Annotated in this window: 18 protein-coding genes; 2 read left to right on the top strand and 16 right to left on the bottom strand. The window is 46.4% G+C overall.

All coding sequences use genetic code 11. The features are described from left to right. Nucleotides 1-262 precede the first annotated feature (262 nt). Both pssA and BS617_RS17040 read right to left on the bottom strand, forming a co-directional pair. Nucleotides 263-1,024 carry a CDP-diacylglycerol--serine O-phosphatidyltransferase gene (pssA, locus tag BS617_RS17045; RefSeq protein WP_075174207.1) on the bottom strand — a complete coding sequence of 254 codons (762 nt, stop codon included), beginning with the start codon at nucleotides 1,022-1,024 and terminating at the stop codon, nucleotides 263-265. A gap of 61 nt (nucleotides 1,025-1,085) precedes the next feature. Continuing rightward, a complete protein-coding gene (locus BS617_RS17040) occupies nucleotides 1,086-2,078 on the bottom strand; it encodes a patatin-like phospholipase family protein (RefSeq protein WP_075174206.1) in 993 nt (330 codons plus the stop codon). 221 nt (nucleotides 2,079-2,299) lie between these two features. On the opposite strand from BS617_RS17040, the gene BS617_RS17035 reads away from it, so the two are divergent. Continuing rightward, a complete protein-coding gene (locus BS617_RS17035) occupies nucleotides 2,300-3,721 on the top strand; it encodes a choice-of-anchor L family PEP-CTERM protein (RefSeq protein ID WP_075174205.1) in 1,422 nt (473 codons plus the stop codon). 21 nt (nucleotides 3,722-3,742) lie between these two features. Here the strand turns inward: BS617_RS17035 and BS617_RS17030 are convergent, their stop codons facing one another. The 10 genes from BS617_RS17030 to BS617_RS16985 all read right to left on the bottom strand — a co-directional run bounded on the left by BS617_RS17030 (nucleotide 3,743) and on the right by BS617_RS16985 (nucleotide 12,929). Continuing rightward, nucleotides 3,743-4,168: an acyl-CoA thioesterase gene (locus BS617_RS17030; protein WP_249263640.1), complete on the bottom strand. Its 426-nt coding sequence runs from the start codon at nucleotides 4,166-4,168 to the stop codon at nucleotides 3,743-3,745. Nucleotides 4,169-4,182: 14 nt separating this feature from the next. After that, on the bottom strand, nucleotides 4,183-4,842 hold the full coding sequence (locus tag BS617_RS17025) for an HAD family hydrolase (protein WP_075174204.1): 660 nt from the start codon (nucleotides 4,840-4,842) through the stop codon (nucleotides 4,183-4,185). A gap of 83 nt (nucleotides 4,843-4,925) precedes the next feature. Continuing rightward, entirely contained in the window at nucleotides 4,926-5,300 is a 375-nt protein-coding gene (locus BS617_RS17020) for a polyhydroxyalkanoate granule-associated phasin (RefSeq protein WP_075174203.1), read from the bottom strand. An 84-nt stretch (nucleotides 5,301-5,384) separates the two neighbouring features. Then, nucleotides 5,385-6,239 carry an isopenicillin N synthase family dioxygenase gene (locus BS617_RS17015; protein ID WP_075174202.1) on the bottom strand — a complete coding sequence of 285 codons (855 nt, stop codon included), beginning with the start codon at nucleotides 6,237-6,239 and terminating at the stop codon, nucleotides 5,385-5,387. 18 nt (nucleotides 6,240-6,257) lie between these two features. Further along, nucleotides 6,258-7,217, bottom strand: coding sequence for a nucleoside hydrolase (locus tag BS617_RS17010; protein WP_075174201.1), 960 nt, complete (start codon nucleotides 7,215-7,217; stop codon nucleotides 6,258-6,260). 53 nt (nucleotides 7,218-7,270) lie between these two features. Then, nucleotides 7,271-8,206 carry a ribokinase gene (locus tag BS617_RS17005; protein ID WP_075174200.1) on the bottom strand — a complete coding sequence of 312 codons (936 nt, stop codon included), beginning with the start codon at nucleotides 8,204-8,206 and terminating at the stop codon, nucleotides 7,271-7,273. A gap of 45 nt (nucleotides 8,207-8,251) precedes the next feature. Continuing rightward, entirely contained in the window at nucleotides 8,252-9,226 is a 975-nt protein-coding gene (locus BS617_RS17000) for an ABC transporter permease (protein ID WP_075174199.1), read from the bottom strand. After that, the gene (locus tag BS617_RS16995; protein WP_075174198.1) at nucleotides 9,223-10,329 is read right to left on the bottom strand and encodes an ABC transporter permease; all 1,107 of its coding nucleotides are present in this window, start codon (nucleotides 10,327-10,329) and stop codon (nucleotides 9,223-9,225) included. Before BS617_RS16995 ends, BS617_RS17000 begins: the two co-directional genes overlap by 4 nt. After that, nucleotides 10,326-11,912 carry an ABC transporter ATP-binding protein gene (locus BS617_RS16990; RefSeq protein ID WP_075174197.1) on the bottom strand — a complete coding sequence of 529 codons (1,587 nt, stop codon included), beginning with the start codon at nucleotides 11,910-11,912 and terminating at the stop codon, nucleotides 10,326-10,328. Before BS617_RS16990 ends, BS617_RS16995 begins: the two co-directional genes overlap by 4 nt. Before the next feature lie 18 nt (nucleotides 11,913-11,930). Then, complete coding sequence (locus tag BS617_RS16985) at nucleotides 11,931-12,929, bottom strand: BMP family lipoprotein (RefSeq protein ID WP_075174196.1); 999 nt, start codon at nucleotides 12,927-12,929, stop codon at nucleotides 11,931-11,933. 193 nt (nucleotides 12,930-13,122) lie between these two features. On the opposite strand from BS617_RS16985, the gene BS617_RS16980 reads away from it, so the two are divergent. Further along, nucleotides 13,123-13,746: an arsenate reductase/protein-tyrosine-phosphatase family protein gene (locus BS617_RS16980; RefSeq protein WP_075174195.1), complete on the top strand. Its 624-nt coding sequence runs from the start codon at nucleotides 13,123-13,125 to the stop codon at nucleotides 13,744-13,746. On the opposite strand, the gene BS617_RS16975 is transcribed toward BS617_RS16980, so the two are convergent. The 4 genes from BS617_RS16975 to BS617_RS16960 form a co-directional block, all read right to left on the bottom strand. Then, on the bottom strand, nucleotides 13,733-14,950 hold the full coding sequence (locus BS617_RS16975; protein WP_139303240.1) for a carboxylate--amine ligase: 1,218 nt from the start codon (nucleotides 14,948-14,950) through the stop codon (nucleotides 13,733-13,735). The two genes, BS617_RS16980 and BS617_RS16975, sit on opposite strands and share 14 nt — an antisense overlap. A gap of 4 nt (nucleotides 14,951-14,954) precedes the next feature. Continuing rightward, on the bottom strand, nucleotides 14,955-15,971 hold the full coding sequence (locus BS617_RS16970; protein WP_075174194.1) for a polysaccharide deacetylase family protein: 1,017 nt from the start codon (nucleotides 15,969-15,971) through the stop codon (nucleotides 14,955-14,957). A gap of 198 nt (nucleotides 15,972-16,169) precedes the next feature. Next, nucleotides 16,170-16,661: an acetolactate synthase small subunit gene (gene ilvN / locus BS617_RS16965; RefSeq protein WP_075174193.1), complete on the bottom strand. Its 492-nt coding sequence runs from the start codon at nucleotides 16,659-16,661 to the stop codon at nucleotides 16,170-16,172. Nucleotides 16,662-16,663: 2 nt separating this feature from the next. Further along, nucleotides 16,664-18,382: an acetolactate synthase 3 large subunit gene (locus BS617_RS16960; RefSeq protein ID WP_075174192.1), complete on the bottom strand. Its 1,719-nt coding sequence runs from the start codon at nucleotides 18,380-18,382 to the stop codon at nucleotides 16,664-16,666. Nucleotides 18,383-18,504: the final 122 nt, after the last annotated feature.

Here is an 18,504-nt window from a genome sequence, read left to right as displayed (position 1 = left end):
AACCACTTAAATAACACCGCCTTGCTCTGTTCAAAGCCGCTTTCGCTGCCGTCCTAAGCAAGGAGTGCGCATTCTACAGACACCCCATTTAGAGTCAACCGCTAATTGTTAAATTATCGTGAAAAAGGGGTAAAAAAGGCCAAAAAATAAAGGCGCCTATGAAAGGCGCCTTATATTGATCATTAAATAAACAAAAAGGGGTTATTTAGTATCAATTCGCTCATCCCCAATTGACGCTTTACCCCCTGTCATTGCACAAGCATCAAGCTTTACGCCATTTTCGCCACACCCAATAAAGAGGCCCCGTAGCTGCATAAACAAAAAACAACAAAGATAAGAAGAAAGAAGGCTCGATTGAGATAATACCTATGACCAGTACGATACAAGCAAGAATAATAAAGGGCACTTTGCCTTTTAGGTCTATATCTTTAAAGCTGTAATATAAGACATTAGAAACCATCAGGATGCCTGCTGCCGACACAAATGCCGCTATAAGATAAGCATAAGGCGCGGGGTCTATATCATGAGCGGTTGCCGACCAAACTAGCCCTCCAACAGCCGCTGCTGCTGCCGGTGAAGGCAGCCCAACAAAATAGCGCTTATCAGCAAAGCCGAGCTGAGTGTTAAAACGAGCTAAACGAAGTGCCGCACCGGCCACATAAATAAACGCTGCAAACCAACCTAGCTTACCTAAATCCCCTAAAACCCAGCTAAACGTAACTAAGGCTGGGGCCACACCAAAAGACACCATATCCGAAAGCGAGTCATATTCAGCACCAAAAGCACTGGATGTATTAGTCATTCGCGCAATACGACCGTCTAGTCCATCAAGAACCATAGCTACAAAGATGGCAATAGCAGCCACTTCAAACTGCTGATTCATACCAGCAACAACAGCATAGAAGCCAGAAAAAAGCGCTCCTGTCGTGAACAAATTAGGTAATAAATAGATACCCCGACGAGGTTTTCCTGACTCCTCTTGCCCTGACTCTTCTATGTTCTTTGACTGCTCTTCTACACTCATTTGATACTCACTTATTTAAACTGGTGAATTATTCTACCGCTTGAAATGCCACTTCGATACGCTAGGCGCCAAACAATGCGCTAATATCACAACTCGCCCTACGACCTATGTCATTTTGATGCTGAGACAACCATTGCTCTGCCGTTTTCTGACCCGCCAAGAATAGCGCCTCAAGGAAACCTTTACGGGTATTATATTTACTCGCTTGATCCAAGCTAGAAAGATACGCTTGATTCTGAAGAATATGAAGCCGCATTTTTTGTAACTTCCATGCCTTCGTACCCGGGACAAAGCCAAAAGAAACATTTTCTCGAAACTCAGCAATGGCTCGCATTTCTCTCATAAAGTGTGCTTGAAAACCAAGCTCAGTGACACGTTCAGCAATTGCCTCAGCGCCCGTTGGCAGCGCATCTAAATCTAAGGTTTGCAATAGAACAATAAGGATATCCTTACTTGAACAATCGTAAATCAACGGAAAGATAGCTGGATTACCCGCAAACCCACCATCCCAGTAATACTCGCCGTCTATTTCGATAGCTTTGTGTATCTTAGGTAAACATGCCGACGCTAGCAGGTGGTTAACAGATAAGACAGACTCCCTGAACAACGCCAGCTTACCTGATCGAACAGCGGTAGCGGCTATATATAAACTGAATGGGCTTTCTTTTGAAAGCGCCTCAAAGTTTACCAAACCAGAGAGCATGTCTCGCAGTGGATTTATATCAAGCATATTGATGTCATAAGGGGAGATATACTGCATTGTATGCAACCACCAACGCGTTAAAGAGCTCTCTACTCCCTCAGGAAGTAGTAAGCCAAAGCCTTTTGAAGAGACGGCTCCCCAAAATGCGGATAACTGCTCCTTCGCCCCCGCCCTTCCGTCTTTTCTCCAGCCTTCTGCCAACATTACCGCATTCATCGCCCCAGCGCTCGTACCGGTGACCCCTTCAAAATCCAACCAAGGCTCATCCAACAGGCGATCGAGGACTCCCCATGTAAAAGCACCATGAGCGCCGCCACCTTGTAACGCCAAATTAATAGTTCGAGTCTTCATTATCTAAAACCTCTGCTGTTTTGTGCGCCGCACAACACACAATACCACCGAACTCGATCAACACCAGCCACAGCATTCAAAACAGAAAGGCCTTATATTTACTGTCAGAATTATTTACATTCGATTGGTTTGTTTAAATTAAGACCAATAATATCAGCGACTTAGATGATGGCATTAATATTGCTATAACCAATACACAATAATATGAGAGGTAAAGCGGAATGAAAAAAGGAAGTTTTGGTAAGTATCTGCTTAGTGCAAGCTTGCTATCAGTAGGCATTAGCAGCGTCGCAACAGCCAACGAGATCACGTTAGGTGTAGCTGAATTAACAACACTCTCTGACGCAGAAATATTGGCACAAGCCCTTATTCAGGACGGAATCACATCTATCGATAGTGTGACTTACACAGGTGCACTGAGCGCATCCGGCCTATTTACTGGAGGTAGCGCGGCCATTGGCATCGAAAAAGGAGCCATACTCACTTCTGGTAATGTTATTAATGTCCTAGGCCCAAACACAAGTAACTCAGCCGGGTCTAGCAATGGCATGCCGGGTTCCGCGTTGTTAGACACCCTTATTGAATCAAGTACTCCTAGCGGCGGGGAAGGGGAATTTCCGGGCTCTGAATTTCCAGAAGGAGAGATCCCGGACTTTGAGATTCCTGAAATAGACCAACCTATCGACGATTTCCCAACGTCAGGTACATTAACGCATGACGCGTCGATACTAACATTCGATTTTACACCTCAAGGTGACCAGCTCGAATTCTCATACGTTTTTGGCTCAGAAGAATACCCCGAATTTGCAAATAGCTCTTTCAATGATGTGTTCGGCTTCTTTGTCAACGATGTTAACTATGCATTATTGCCAGATGGCAGCCCGGTTGCTATCAACAATGTTAATGCAGACCGTAATAGCGAGTTCTATATTGACAATACCAACGAACAACGGGATACGGAGCTAGACGGCTTAACTACCGTACTGTCCTTCGTAGCTCCGGTAAATCCAGGTGTATCGAATACCATTACCTTGGCCATTGCTGATACGAGTGATGATATTTACGATTCAGCGGTATTTATCCAAGGGGACTTTTCATCATCCGTATCTGATGGCGCGGCAGCAGGCTCTACACAGTTAAACCCGCTCATGCCTGATGAGATCAATGAGGAAACGGGCGGCTTTTCATTTACATTCGAAAAGTCTGATGAAATGATCTTTATCGATCCAGAGGTTGCTATTGGCTACACATATGAAATGCTGTCCGACAACACCTTTGAATCTATCCTACTTCCACTGATTGGTGATGGTGAGTACATCCTTAGCATCTATGATTCAGTAATCGGTGACTTTGTCGGCAACTTCCAACTAGAAGACGGCGTGATTTACGATTTCGATACCTTCACGAGTGAAGAAGTAACTCTTTTCCAAATTTTAGGAATTGAAACCACCGCAGCACTAGACCCGACTGATACGACAGCTTTCATTACGGGTTTAACTTTTGGTGGCCCAAGCAACATAATCAATATGACACAAACGCCTATTGTAGCTAATGTCCCAACTTCGGATGTTCCGGCGCCGATGACGCTGGCACTCTTTGGCCTTGGATTAGCGTTAATCATTAGACGGAAAGTGATCGCATAGGGTCAATGTGCTACCGCCTGATCACGCTTTATTAGGCGGTAGCATATTTAACCACTCTGGTACGAAAGGGCGCCCTTTTTCAGACAGTGCCGTACCGATGACAAACGCATCTACACACACCTTAGCATCATGATTTCTGATGACCTGCTGGCGAAAACCAAACTTTACCTTGCTGACACGCTCAGGCTTCACCGAAACACGAAATAAATCTCCTGAATATAATGAGCTCTTATAATCCAGTTCTGAACGCACCACGACTAAATTGATACCTTGTTTCGCAAGTCCGGCCACATCAATATTTTTTGACAGCATGTATTCATGCCTTGCATGCTCTAGATAGTTGAAATATACGCCATTATTCACAATTCCTTGCATATCGAGCTCATAATCACGCACTTTCATTTCAATTGAAAATATCTCAGATGCATCTGTTATCTGCGTCTCCACTATTACCTCCTTCGCTAAGCATCTAGTTGCGCTAAAATCCACGCCTTCGCATCAGCAAGATTTTCTACTTCAATAGCTGCTCGGGAAAAATCATGAGTTGCTGAATGCTGATTCCTAATTGCTACAGTGGCTATACCGGCCGATGCAGCAGCACTTGCACCGCTTTCGGTGTCTTCAATCGCAATCGCTTCGTGTCCTTTAACACCCAACAACTCAAGTGCTTTTAAATAACTATCCGGATGTGGTTTATTGAGCAATACATCATCTCCGGTAACCACATGCGAAAAAAATGAATGCCATTGATGGCTATCGAGTGTGGCATCTATACAAAAGCGCTGCGAACCACTCACTAAGGCAATCGGTAGGCGGCTAGCGCATTCAGCTAGCAGCGCTTCTGCACCTGGTATTTGAGGAAACGATGATGTTTGTAAGAAAGCTCGCGTTTGGTCTAACTTTAACTGGACGAGCTGCTCTGAAGTGATAGGTATAGGATATCGTTTACACAGCTCATCCGCTGTTTTCTCTGTAGGAACCCCCAAAAAGAGGTCTGCATACTCTTTATCCGAAACCGAAACGCCAAAAGGTGATAGCACTATCTGCCATATCGCCAAATGGGAGCTTTCCGAATCAACTAACGTCCCGTCGTGATCAAATAAGATGGCTTTGATTGTCATATGAACTCCCTGTTACCACATACTGCATAGAGCAAAGTGTAACAGAGAGAATATGACAAAACATGAAAGCCTTCTTTACAGGCTTATCCTAACCGCTTCGCGTTTGATACAGCACGCCGATGAATAGGAGCAAGCCCTTTGGTTGCTAATTTGTGTGTAGCATCTTGATAAGCTTGATAAGTGTCTAGAGGGTCGAAGGGAGTGGTCGTACGGGTGACATCTAAACTTGCACGAAAAAAATCTTGCTGAAAACCAAAGAGGACTTTCGATACCGCTTGCCACGACTCAAAAAAAGCTTCTACTTTTTCTTCCCCCATTCGATAAAACTCTTTCTGATCTTTAGCTGAAGGGGACCCACCCGACATCATCATTTTAGTAACGCGGGCATTAACAACAACTGGCACAGCAAAGGCCAATTCGAAAAGCTGCATTGGCAGCGCTTGGTGATTTCTAGACATGCTTATTATCCTCCGGATAATGATTAAACTGTCAATCTCATGGCTACCGATGTGAACTATTGAAATACAGCGATCTATGTCGCTTTAGATTACTCCTAATTCTTTTAAACGCTCCTGCAAATATTCACCGGCAGTAAAACGTTCAGACAACCTGACGTCTGGCCGTGGGTGCAAAAATAGAGGCAGTGATATACGAGACCGGGATTGGTCTTGTCCCTCAGGATTAACAACTCGATGAGTCGTAGAGGGAAAATAATGCCCTGATGCCTCTTGCAGCATATCACCTATATTAATAATTAGATTGCCAAATTCGCAGGGAATATCCAACCACTCTCCTGTTTTACTCAACACCTGCAGTCCAGGCTCATTTGCCGCCGGCAAAATAGTTAACAAATTAATATCTTCGTGCGCTGCAGCTCTGATAGCCCCGACCTCCTCATCGCCTCTTAACGGCGGATAATGAAGAATACGTAACAGCGTCTGTTCACTGGAGGTGATCATATTAGTCAGCGGCTCATTATAGTTTTGCGACACACTAGCTGGGCTGTATTTTTCAACCCAAGTTAACAACAACGCAGCCAGCTGGGTCGCTTCTTTATAATATTGAGTCAGTGCTGGGCGAAGCTCAACAGGACATTGCCCCCAGGGGTAAAAGTGGTAGTACTCTTTTATATCCTTGACCGTATTGCCTTTGGCGGTCTCAGAAACGCTCGCCGGGAAAAAGCCATCCTGCTTGCCTTTGTTGTAAAGAAAGTTCTGCTTGTCGGTACTATTAAAGAAGTCCTGCCACTGTTGATAAATTGACTCCACCAACGACTGCGATATTGGATGGTTCTTTAGGACTCCAAAGCCTGTTTCCCGCAATGACTGTACAAAACGTTGCTGCGCATCAGGATCATTAAAATCTATAGCTTGTAATAACGTTTTATCTGCATGCATCACTTAATGCCCTGTGAGTTATAACTGCCAAGTACTATTAGTCAGCGCAGTTTTAAATAAAGTGATAAGTCGCTGATCGTCAACCGTCATGCAGGCGGTTTGTTTGGGGCGATCTTCCCAAAAATTTAAAGGATAAGGGATGCCGTACCGACTCATAATCGTTTGGCCAATAGCAACACCCTCTGTAGCCACACAAACTTCTCCGCTTTCGGTACCAAATATATCGGGTTCAACCACATAAGCTACCGCAGAGACATCGTGAGCATAGCAACCGTTAATATGGCGCACACTGCTGTAAAAAGCGGTGTAAAACTCCGCAGCATCGTGCATAAACTGCCCCACTTTCGGGTTGTTATCACGAATCTCATCAAAGAGCTCAGGACTTAATACCACTTGATGCGTCACATCAAGCCCCACAATAACAACAGGCCAATGAGCCGCCATCACTTTTTCTGCCGCATGAGGGTCAGACAAGATATTTGCCTCGGCTACGGGCGAAACATTACCATCCGTTGCTATCGCCCCTCCCATGATCACGACCTGCTTAACTTTAGAAGTGATACTAGGATCAAGCTTGAGCGCTGTCGCTAAGTTTCCTAGCGGCCCAACAGCCACCAGCGAGATCTCGTGTGGGTAACGGTTTACCTGTTCCACGATAAACTCGGCAGCACTGCTAGACACAGCTTTGCGTTTTGGAGCCTCTAAATCCAGATTACCAAAGCCATCAGCGCCATGCACAAAATCAGGAAAAGGAGCCAGAGCTTTAACCCATGGTGTAGACACACCCTGAGCTACTGGGATATCTAAGCCTGCCATTTCAACCAAAGTAAGCGCGTTTTGCGTAGCTTGAGCAACAGATACATTACCAAATGTTGTTGTTAACCCAAGCAACTCAATCTCCGGATGTGCCATAGCGGTAAAAATAGCCATAGCATCATCAATACCCGGGTCTGTATCTAAAATCATTTTGTGAGACATACGTTACCCATTAACTTTGAAACTTTATGAGGAAACAACAAAAACCAACGCATTCATTGGGCATTTTCAATGAGCCTACACTCACCGGATTGCGATAAAAAATCTTCAACTCTACTTTTCAGTGGAATACTGGTAGAAGCACCGGATGTTTGCACAGCTAACGCCGCCGCGGCAGACGCCTGATGCAAACAGGCCTGAGGCGCTAGGCCTGATACAATCGACGCTAATAAATACCCGAGAAATGTGTCACCTGCGGCGGTTGTATCAACTACCTGAACATCAAAAGCATTCACAAAAAAACGTCCAGCAGGACCACACCACAAAGCCCCTGAACTACCCATGGTGACAACAACCTCCGTATCAGGCAGCTGCTTTTCGATAAATGTCATTAACATCTCGGGAGACGACATTAAGCCTTCGCACTCCGGAAAAAGTTGAACCATTTCAACTTGATTCAAGACCAGCAAAGCTAATTGCTCAAGGGGTAGCAAAGTTATATCTTTACTTAGCGGCGATGGGTTGAAGGCAACGCGCACCTTACGTTTTATTGCAGCTTCCATAGCATAACCAGTCAAGCTACACTCGTTTTGCAGTAATAACCAATCCCCCGCTACAAGCCCGCGAAAAAGCTCATCCAAATCGGCCTGCGTGAAACTTTGATTAGCACCACCATACAACAGGATACTGTTTTCGCCAGCGGCATCTACTTGAATGATAGCATGTCCGCTAGGCTGATCAGTGACATCAACCAACTGACAATCAACTCCCGAAGCGGCTATTTCAACCTTAGCCCACTCATCTCCTGCACCCAGACGGCCAATATGTGACACACAAGCACCTGCGCGGGCCAACGCAATAGATTGATTAGCCCCTTTTCCGCCCAAAACACGCTGATAATGAGTGCTGGCAAGGGTTTCTCCGGGCTGCATCCAGTGCGGTACCTGATACACGTGATCAATGTTTATAGAGCCGTAACAATAAACCTTCATATTAACCCATTAATAGTTAGTGGAAGCGGCTAGTTAACAGCCTAATCACCGCTCTTTGCTGTAGGGAATGCCGATCGCTTTTGGAGCGATAGCACGGCCTATAAAACCTGCCAGTAATATAACAGTCAGAATGTATGGCAGCGCCTGCATAAGCTGCACCGGAATTTCACCTATGATGGGTAATTCAACGCCCTGTAACCTAGCTGCCAGCGCATCAAGAAAGCCAAACAGTAAGCATGCCAACATGGCTTGAGTAGGGCGCCACTTACCAAAAATTAACGCCGCCAAAGCGATATATCCTTTACCTGCAGACATATCCTTCAAAAACGCTGCATTTTGGGCCGTCGACAAATATGCCCCAGCTAAACCACACAGCAGTCCAGCACAAATAACAGAGCGATAGCGAAGCCAGGCTACCGAAATGCCCGCGGTGTCAACCGCTTGCGGATTTTCACCAACGGCTCTTAAACGCAGGCCAAACCGTGTTTTATAAAGCACCCAAGCCGTTAAAGGAACGGACAGAAAAGCCATATAAACCAATATGTTGTGACCACTCAACAGTTCACTATACACAACTCCAATGATCGGCAAATCAGCAACTGAGTCGGCGCCGGGCAAGGTGATAGCGGCGAAACGAGCGTCTGCTTCTAAGGCGGGGGTTTGGCCTCCTCGCTGAAACCACGCAATACCTAATGCCACCGTCAAACCTGAAGCCAAAATATTGATCGCCAAACCACTCACAACCTGATTACCTTTGTGAGTTATACATGCAAAGCCGTGCAGCAAAGCCATCGCAACAGATACACTTAACGCACAGAACAGCCCTAGCCACACTGAACCGGTTACAGCGGCCGTTGCTGCTGCAGCAAAAGCCCCGGCGAGCATTTTCCCTTCTAACCCAATATCAACGATACCTGAGCGTTCAGAAAATACACCCGCCATGGCGCAGAAAATCAAAGGAGCCGATAACCGCAAAGTAGCATCAAGAGCCGATACAGCAATTAGCAGCGCATCATTCATAGTTCTTTCTCCACTGATACCCGAGCAAAGATTCGCTCTAAAGTAGGCCGAACCATATACGCTAAGGCCCCACAGAAGAGAATGACTAATCCTTGAATCACAACGACCAGATCGCGTGTAATTGTTGAGATTTCAAAGGACAATTCGGCACCCCCTTGGAATAAAGCGCCAAACAGCAAGCTTGCAACAATAATACCCACAGGGTGATTACGGCCCATTAAAGCCACAGCGATACCTGTAAACCCCGCCCCAGCCACAAAATCTAACACGACACGCTCTTGAGCTCCCATCACCTCGTTGATACCAACCATAGCGGCCAAACCACCAGATATGCACATAGTCAAAACAACCATTCGGCGCGTATTAATACCGCTGTAGATAGCCGCTTGCTCATTGAAGCCAATCATGCGAATGGCGTACCCCCAACGGGTATGCCAGATAAAAAGCCAAACAAATACACAACATATCAGCGCTAAAAAAAGTGACACATTCAACGGGCTGGAGGCAATATCCATCCCCATCGCACCAAAGACTTCGTGCATGAAAGGAAGGGTTGCATTATCCGCAATACGACGTGATTCAGGAGACATCGCGCCCGGCTGAATTAACACATTAACGAGAAGATAAACCATTAAAGCGGATGCTATAAAATTAAACATAATAGTAGTGATAACAATATGGCTACCACGATATGCCTGCAGATAGCCGGGGATATATGCCCAAAGCGCTCCAAAAAGAGCCCCCGAAAAAATAGCCAACGGCAGCAATAAATACCAAGGTAACCAAGCATCCAGTGCCAAGCACATTAACCCAACGCCCAGCCCTCCAATGTATGCTTGCCCCTCTCCACCTATATTGAATAAGCCCGCGTGAAACGCAATTGCAACGGCTAAACCCGTAAAAATAAAGTTTGTGGTGTAGTACAAGGTATAACCAATACCCTCATCATAGCCAAAAGCCCCCATCAACATAATATTGACCGCTTCTAACGGATTTTCACCGATCAACACAATGACACCGGCGGCGACAACAAACGCAAGTAGCACATTAATCAATGGAATTAAGGCGATATCGACCCAAACAGGTAATGTTTTTTGGCTCATGAGCGTGTCTCCGAGGTCGAAGAAATACCCATCATCAGACCTAAGCGTTGCGCATCGGCTTCATTGGACTCCATTTCTCCCACAATACGGCCCTCTGACATCACAACAATACGATCACATAGTGACATGACCTCTTCCAGCTCAACAGAGACTACGAGAATGGCGCTACCGGCATCACGCAGCTCAACAAGCTGTTGATGAATAAACTCGATCGCTCCGATATCGACTCCTCGTGTAGGCTGTCCAACCAATAACACTTTTGGCTGATGCTCCATTTCACGAGCAATACACAATTTTTGCTGATTGCCGCCAGAGAAATTAGCCGATTTTAAATGAGGATCAGCAGGCCTAACATCAAACTGCGCCATTAACGTCTCGCAATGCTCTGTCACGCGGGAGCTGCTCATTAATCCCAAAGCACCCGCCACCCCGGAAGACTTGTACGCGTCAGATTCTTCAAACCCCATGATCGCTGTCTCCCTGGCTGAAAAAGCACTCACCATCCCCATTCGGTGACGGTCTTCAGCCACATGCCCAACACCTAAATGCCGAAATGACTTTGCATCGAGTAATGAGGTGGCATCAACACGTGTACCACACACATTTAAATGCCCCTGCTGAACGGGAGCAATACCCGCTAACAAAGATAAAAGCTCGGTTTGACCATTTCCAGACACCCCAGCCACCCCGACTATTTCACCGGCACGCAACTGAAGATTAATTGACTTTAAGCGCTCAACTCCACGCGGGTCAGTCCAAGAAATATCCACTACATCTAACAACGTTTGCTGAGGGTTTGCAGGTGATTTATCCACGTGCAGCAGTACTTTGCGACCTACCATCAGCTCGGCTAACTCTTCTTTAGAAGTATCCACCGTTGTTCGCTCAGCCACCATGGTACCGGCTCGCATTACTGATACTTTATCAGTAATTGCCAACACCTCCTGCAGCTTATGCGTAATCAATAAAACACTGACACCCTGCTCACGCAGCGTATTGAGGATATCGAATAACTGCTCTACTTCTTGAGGAGTCAGGACACCGGTAGGTTCATCAAGAATGAGTACTTCGGCTCCACGATATAACGCTTTTAGAATTTCCACGCGCTGCTGCAACCCGACTGGGAGATCTCCAGTAATCGCATCGGGATCTACCGCTAAACCATGCTGATCTGATAATGCAGCAAGCGCTTTGCGCGTTTGGCTGACACTGGTCGCTAAAGAGAAACTTTTTTCTGCTCCCAGCATCACGTTTTCTAAAACGCTAAAGTTATCCACCAGCATAAAATGCTGATGGACCATACCAATACCTACGGCGATCGCATCGTTGGCGTTCTTTATATCAACCAACTCTCCTTTGACAGAAATAGAACCCGAGTCCGCTTCATAAAAACCATAAAGGATACTCATTAATGTCGACTTTCCGGCTCCATTTTCACCTATGATTCCATGAATTTCCCCACGGGCAACCGTCAAATCTACGTCATTGTTGGCTTTAACTGCACCAAAACGTTTAGAAATCCCCCGTAAGGCGATAGCCGGAGCACACGAGGCTGAGTAATCATCTGGGATTGGCGAGTGCATGTTTGCTCACCTTGTTATCTAGTCTAAAGCAGGACAGCTGTTGTCACTCATGTAATCATGAACGACAAGGTCTCCGTTAATAATGGCCTGCTTCGCTTTCTCGACGGCCTCTTTCATCTCAGGAGTAATCAAGCTTTTGTTATGCTCATCCAGTGCCCACGACACTCCATTTTCAGCTAAACCTAACACTTGAACGCCGGGTTTCCACGTATCATCCGCCGCGGATTTTAGTGAGCTATACGCCGCCACATCCACTTGCTTTGTCATCGACGTTAACATAGTACCTGGATGGAGGTGGTTTTGATTCGAGTCCACACCAATCGCGTATTTACCCGCATCTTTAGCCGCTTGATAAACACCAATCCCCGTTCCCCCTGCGGCAGCAAAAACAACATCAGATCCGCGATCAAATTGGCTACGCGCTAATTCGGCTCCCTTAGAGGGATCATTCCACGCCGTCGGTGTAGATCCAGTCATATTACTAATTACGGTTATATCATCCATCGCATATTTGGCACCTTGAGCATAACCGCAATTAAACTTACGGATCAGCGGAATATCCATCCCACCGATAAAGCTAACCGTTTTGGTTTGCGATTTTAACGCCGCCAGCATTCCTACCAAAAAAGATCCTTCGTGCTCTTTGAAAACGACAGACTGCACATTAGGCTGATCAACTACGGCATCAATAAGGGTAATTTGAGTATCAGGGAACTCAGAAGCGACTTTTTCCACTGCCGCAGCCTGAGCAAACCCAACACTAATGATAGGATTAGCGCCGCGCTGTGCCATCTTTCGCACGGCTTGCTCACGCTGAGATGGGTTCGTTACTTCAAATTCGCGATACTTTGTTCCCGTTTCGCTCTTAAAACGCTCCACCCCTTCATATACACCTTGATTGAAGGATTGATCGAACTTCCCTCCCATATCAAACACCACAGCAGGTTTAATGTCCGCCGCAACGGCTGAAAAAGACATGGGGGCAACGATCGCTAAGGTAGTAATGAGTCGTTTCATTGAGTACTCCAAATAATCCAAGCTACAGAACAGCGCATAAAGATAAACTTAAACCTGACTATCAAGGCAAGTATTACATCGAACATACGCGATTATTAACATCAGTCAATATTTTGGAAACGCGAATCGGATATTCAAAGTTATTTCGCCCTGCTATGATGCAGTCTTCGTTTGGCATGCAAAGGAATTGCAGATGACATCACTCATTCATTCTATTAATGCTCGTTATGGCACCTATCGTGGTTATATCCGTCTCGCTTTAGCACGACTAAGCGCCAAAACAGGACGTATAGACCCCTATTTACATTTCGAACCAGCCAGCATCCAACGTTTAGTCTTTGTCTGCCTTGGCAATATTAACCGAAGCGCGTATGCCGAAGCCTACACCCGTCATCGCAGCCATTTCCCGACCTGCTCAATAGGACTATCGACAACGACGGGGGCTCCGGCTACTGATCTAGCCATCCAAAAAGCGGCCGACCGCTTTATTGATCTGACATCACACAAAGCCACTAATATGAGTGACTTTGAGCAGCAAGAAGGGGATTTGTTTTTAGTGATGGAGATACGCCACGCCAACATATTGCGTGAACGATACGGACAAGACGCCCGTATTTTGCTTCTTGGCTCGCTACCCAAACGCCGCTACGTGCATATTCATGACCCGCACACATTATCTTCTGATTACTACACCAGCTGCTTTAACAGAATTGAGGAGTCGACCCGCGCATTACTCTCTATGCTGGACGCTCAAAAAGAAACACAACTGCAGGCTTCTAAAGAACAGCCCCATGACACATCAACTACCCACGCGTGAACCGTTTAATAACACCACTCATCATGCCCTTCACATCGCGAAAGAAGGGCTTTGCATCTGTTAGCATGAAAACAAAATACCGCGTTTTAGGATTCACAAAGCTTAATAAGTAACGCCCCAGATCACCAAGCGGTGTGTTGTGATAGGAGCGGTCTTTTATCTTGGAGGGCTGCAACAATACTCTCAATAAGCGTTTTGTTTCTGGCACCATAAAGCGGCATTCAAGACCCGGCGTGACCTGTGACTCGGGGAGTCCCCGTCCATAAACACCCGCTTGGTAAAGCCGCCATGCGAACCCAGCGTTAGCATGATATGCCAACGGAAAACTCCCCCAAAAACGTCCATTTATTTCCATCAAAACCGCTTGCTTTGTTGCCTCATCATACCGATATTCCACCATGGCAACTCCTTCCCAATCCAAAGCTTTGAGTAGCGCCTCAGATAACCGACTTAGCTCTTGATGCTCCGCTTGTGGTAGCGACCGGCAGACGGTTGAATATCCCCCCTCAGGAGGCCATTCATGGATACGCTGATGCTGAAACCGCTGTAAAACCTGTCCGTCGTGAATCAGGAAGAACTGACCTAACCCGACACCTTTACGATACTCCTGAATAAGGGGAAACTCGCCTACAGGCTCATAAGTGGCCAACACCTGAGTTAATTGCTCAAAAGAATATACGTACTCGGCCTTCACAAGGGGCACGCCAAGGGCTGATAGCTTAGGAATAATAGCGACAGGCTCTTTCCATTTAACAACCACCGGAAAAACCAACTCATCACGTAACGCCGCTAACGCTTCCAGGGTTTCAATTTCGTAAGTTTCAGGCACTGGAATACCTAACGCTTTGGCGTGTCGATAGGTCTGGGCTTTATCCAAAACGCGATCCATTGTGCTTTGCTCTGGGAACAACAAAGCCACATCTGAAAACTGATCTCGATGCAAATTGATCCACTGGATATCGTTCTCGGCAACCGCTAAGAGTGCTTTCGCCTTATGTTTCGCGGCCAAACCCAACAGTTGCTCGATCAATTCATCTTTATTAGCACGCCGATAGGCAGTACTTACGTGTTTAGAAGCTGCCCCAATTGAAAAACGAGAAGCAAATAAGCCAACAACCTCAACCCCTTGTTCTGAGAGCTCTCGACACAAACATAGCCCCGTGGGGTTATCGATACCTAATACGATAATAACGTCTTGATTCACTGAGCTAATACCACCACACCACATCATTAAACTTGTTATGCCCCATACGCGCCAATGCCAATACATCGCTTGGCGAACTCAAAGAAAGCGAACGCTCGCTGGTCTCAGGTGCGTCTCTAACACCTTGATCCAAGGTGCGAAAGTCCGTCGACTCAAAACGGTCACGGTTCTCATCTAAAAAACGACATAAAGAAACTAAACGTTGCTGATTAACGCGGTTAGGGCGACGCACCGCAAATCGGTAATCCTTGCGTTTAAAGTATTCAAAAGGGTGAGTTAGGATGACAACTTGATCTATCTTTTCTTGATGTGCCCTATTAAGCACAGCGCGCATTTCAGGCCAACTGCAAGAGGTAACTTGTAAGGTTTTACGGTGAGCAGGCCTTAAACGGGGCATATCGATAAAGCTGGTAACAGGCAGCTCTTTAACGCCTTCCACATTTACAACACCGTGTTCAATGTTTAAATATGAATCACTCGGTCGATAAATACCCACCCCAATACTAGAACTCCAACGCAGGCCTTGTTTTAAAAAGGCAGGATATAAAGCGGGTTCAACTAATAAGCTCCCTGTGCGAATTGCGATAGGCGCAGGCAATCCCCAAGCCTCAAAGGTGTTAAGGCCGATATCTAAAATAGCGTCAACTTGCTCAGCTGAACGCCCAAGCAAAGAATCATTCACAGGAAACAAAGGACGATCACGCCTTACCACATCTCGGTCGAATGCGGCCCAAACGGGGTGGGTATGCAGTTGGACATCATGAAGAGGGGCAATGCGCTCAACCAATCGCCCCATGGGCTCTAACCCAAAATGGCACTGATTAATCGCTTCAACAAAAAATACAGCTTTAGTGTTAAAGCGAGCAAATGTATCGAGCAAGAAACCAAGCCCCTGCTCTTTCCCCTTATAGGTACCACAAACGACAGGGTCAGCTACTGGCTTTACGTTTAAAGATGGGTTTAAAGCACCGGCTATCGAAAACTCGGTATCGATAGTGATAAGCACTTGGGTCTTATGCATGATAACTCCATTTACAGTGCATAAGTTAACGCGATACAGACAAGCGATACTTATCCGCCGAAAATGCTTTAGCAGCTTACCGTCTCTGCTCCCCAGATAGCAAGCATATACAAGACACAACTTTGCTTAAAGCTTATCGAGCAGCCACAAAAAAGCCGCTCAATAATGAGCGGCTTTATCATATAGATGGATCAAGGCTTATAGGCTGAGCACTTTCTCGCCGCGCGCTATCCCTGAAACACCAGAACGAACGACTTCAATGACATTCGTTGTTCCCAATGCATCAATGAATGCGTCTAACTTAGCACTAGAGCCAACCAGCTGAACGGTGTAAGTGTTAGGCGTAATGTCAATTATCTGACCTCGGAAAATATCCGCCGTACGCTTAACTTCGGCACGATATGCACCGGAGGCTTTGAACTTGATCATCATTAGCTCACGCTCAATGTGCTCACCTTCAGTCAAGTCCACGACCTTAACAACATCAATCAGCTTATTGAGCTGCTTCGTGATTTGCTCAACAACACGATCATCACCCTCTGTCGTCACCGTTAAGCGAGACAAGGTATCGTCATCAGTTGGCGCAACCGTTAACGTTTCAATGTTGAAGTTACGCTGCGAGAACAGACCCACAACACGTGACAAAGCACCCGGTTCGTTTTCTAAAAGAACAGAAATGATATGACGCATTTTTATGTCCTCTCCGTTTTGCTAAGCCACATGTCGCGCATCGTGCCACGCGGAACCTGCATCGGATACACGTGCTCATGCGGATCAACCGCAATATCCATAAATACTAAGCGATCCTTTAACGAGAAAGCTTCGGTCATCGCCGCTTCCAAATCACTGTATTTATCAACTTTGATACCAACATGGCCGTAAGACTCGACCAACTTCACAAAATCAGGTAGCGACTTCATATAAGATTGCGAATGACGAGACTCATAGTTCATATCTTGCCACTGACGAACCATACCCAACGACTGGTTGTTCAAGCAGATGATTTTCACCGGCATATCGTACTGTTTACAAGTCGATAGCTCTTGGATATTCATCTGGATACTACCTTCACCCGTTACACAGGCAACATCAGCATCAGGGAAGTTAAGCTTAACGCCCATCGCTGCCGGCAAACCAAAGCCCATCGTACCTAGACCACCGGAGTTGATCCAACGATTCGGCTTATTGAACTTGTAATATTGCGCGGCAAACATTTGGTGCTGACCAACATCTGAGCAGACGTATGCATCACCGTTAGTAACCTTGCTGAGCATTTCGATAACTTGCTGAGGCTTCATTAACTCGGAGTCCGTTAAGAAACGACCACCGTGACGCTCACGCCATTCATCAATTTGCTTCCACCAGCTAGCAAGCGCCGCTTGATCAACTGATTTTTTCGTGCCTTTAAGCAACTGGATCATATCTTCTAAGACGAGTTTTGCGGCACCAACAATAGGCACATCTGCACGGATGGTCTTAGAGATCGAAGCAGGGTCAACATCGATATGAATAATCTTGGCAGTAGGGCAGAATTTTTCTGTGGCGTTAGTGACACGGTCATCAAAACGCGCACCCACCGCTAAAATAAGATCACTGTGGTGCATCGCCATGTTTGCTTCATAGCTGCCATGCATACCCAGCATGCCAATAAACTGGCGATCTGTGCCTGGGTAGCCACCTAACCCCATTAAGGTATTCGTCACAGGGAAATTCAGCGCTTGCGCAAGCTCTATTAGCTCCGCACTCGCATCACCCATGATGACACCACCACCGGTGTAAATCACTGGACGCTTAGCCGACATCAGCATATCAAATGCTTTTTTAATTTGGCCGCTATGCCCTTTGGTAACCGGATTGTATGAACGCAGCTTCACATCAGCCGGAAACTCATACTGAAAACGATCGGTTGGCGTTGTCATATCCTTAGGGATATCGACCACAACTGGACCAGGACGACCTGACTCTGCAATGTGGAAGGCCTTACGGATCACTTCAGGAATTTCTTCTGGACGCTGAATGCTAAAGCTGTGCTTAACAATCGGTCGAGAAATACCGATCATATCGGTTTCTTGAAACGCATCTTCACCTATCAAGTGACTCATCACCTGACCTGTGATAACAACCATTGGAATAGAATCCATATAAGCGGTTGCGATACCTGTTACTGCATTCGTTGCACCTGGACCCGATGTGACCAGCGCGACGCCGGCTTTACCGGTAGCGCGCGCATAAGCATCAGCCATGTGTGTAGCAGCTTGCTCGTGGCGCACCAGAATATGTTCGACCTCGTCTTGCTGGAAGATGGCATCATATAGATGCAGCAACGCCCCGCCCGGATAGCCGTATATATATTTCACACCCTGATCGCGCAGGGCGCGAACAACCATTTCTGCGCCTGATAGTAATTCCACGTTATTACCCTCTAATCGTCACCGACTCTGCGGTGAATATAAGTTCAGAGATTCTGCAAAATGAACATGTACTGCCGCAGCGCTGATGACGCCGGAGCAGCGAAAACCTAGCAAAAGGATTA

Source organism: Neptunomonas phycophila (genome assembly GCF_001922575.1).
GTDB lineage: Bacteria > Pseudomonadota > Gammaproteobacteria > Pseudomonadales > Balneatricaceae > Neptunomonas > Neptunomonas phycophila.
This window is presented reverse-complemented; position numbering and strand designations above follow the sequence as displayed.

Bases quoted from the DNA above. Each gene is read 5' to 3' on its own strand.
- pssA (WP_075174207.1), bottom strand. From the start codon at position 1,024: ATGAGTGTAGAAGAGCAGTCAAAGAACATAGAAGAGTCAGGGCAAGAG.
- BS617_RS17040 (WP_075174206.1), bottom strand. From the start codon at position 2,078: ATGAAGACTCGAACTATTAATTTGGCGTTACAAGGTGGCGGCGCTCAT.
- BS617_RS17035 (WP_075174205.1), top strand. From the start codon at position 2,300: ATGAAAAAAGGAAGTTTTGGTAAGTATCTGCTTAGTGCAAGCTTGCTA.
- BS617_RS17025 (WP_075174204.1), bottom strand. From the start codon at position 4,842: ATGACAATCAAAGCCATCTTATTTGATCACGACGGGACGTTAGTTGAT.
- BS617_RS17020 (WP_075174203.1), bottom strand. From the start codon at position 5,300: ATGTCTAGAAATCACCAAGCGCTGCCAATGCAGCTTTTCGAATTGGCC.
- BS617_RS17015 (WP_075174202.1), bottom strand. From the start codon at position 6,239: ATGCATGCAGATAAAACGTTATTACAAGCTATAGATTTTAATGATCCT.
- BS617_RS17010 (WP_075174201.1), bottom strand. From the start codon at position 7,217: ATGTCTCACAAAATGATTTTAGATACAGACCCGGGTATTGATGATGCT.
- BS617_RS17005 (WP_075174200.1), bottom strand. From the start codon at position 8,206: ATGAAGGTTTATTGTTACGGCTCTATAAACATTGATCACGTGTATCAG.
- BS617_RS17000 (WP_075174199.1), bottom strand. From the start codon at position 9,226: ATGAATGATGCGCTGCTAATTGCTGTATCGGCTCTTGATGCTACTTTG.
- BS617_RS16995 (WP_075174198.1), bottom strand. From the start codon at position 10,329: ATGAGCCAAAAAACATTACCTGTTTGGGTCGATATCGCCTTAATTCCA.
- BS617_RS16990 (WP_075174197.1), bottom strand. From the start codon at position 11,912: ATGCACTCGCCAATCCCAGATGATTACTCAGCCTCGTGTGCTCCGGCT.
- BS617_RS16985 (WP_075174196.1), bottom strand. From the start codon at position 12,929: ATGAAACGACTCATTACTACCTTAGCGATCGTTGCCCCCATGTCTTTT.
- BS617_RS16980 (WP_075174195.1), top strand. From the start codon at position 13,123: ATGACATCACTCATTCATTCTATTAATGCTCGTTATGGCACCTATCGT.
- BS617_RS16970 (WP_075174194.1), bottom strand. From the start codon at position 15,971: ATGCATAAGACCCAAGTGCTTATCACTATCGATACCGAGTTTTCGATA.
- ilvN (WP_075174193.1), bottom strand. From the start codon at position 16,661: ATGCGTCATATCATTTCTGTTCTTTTAGAAAACGAACCGGGTGCTTTG.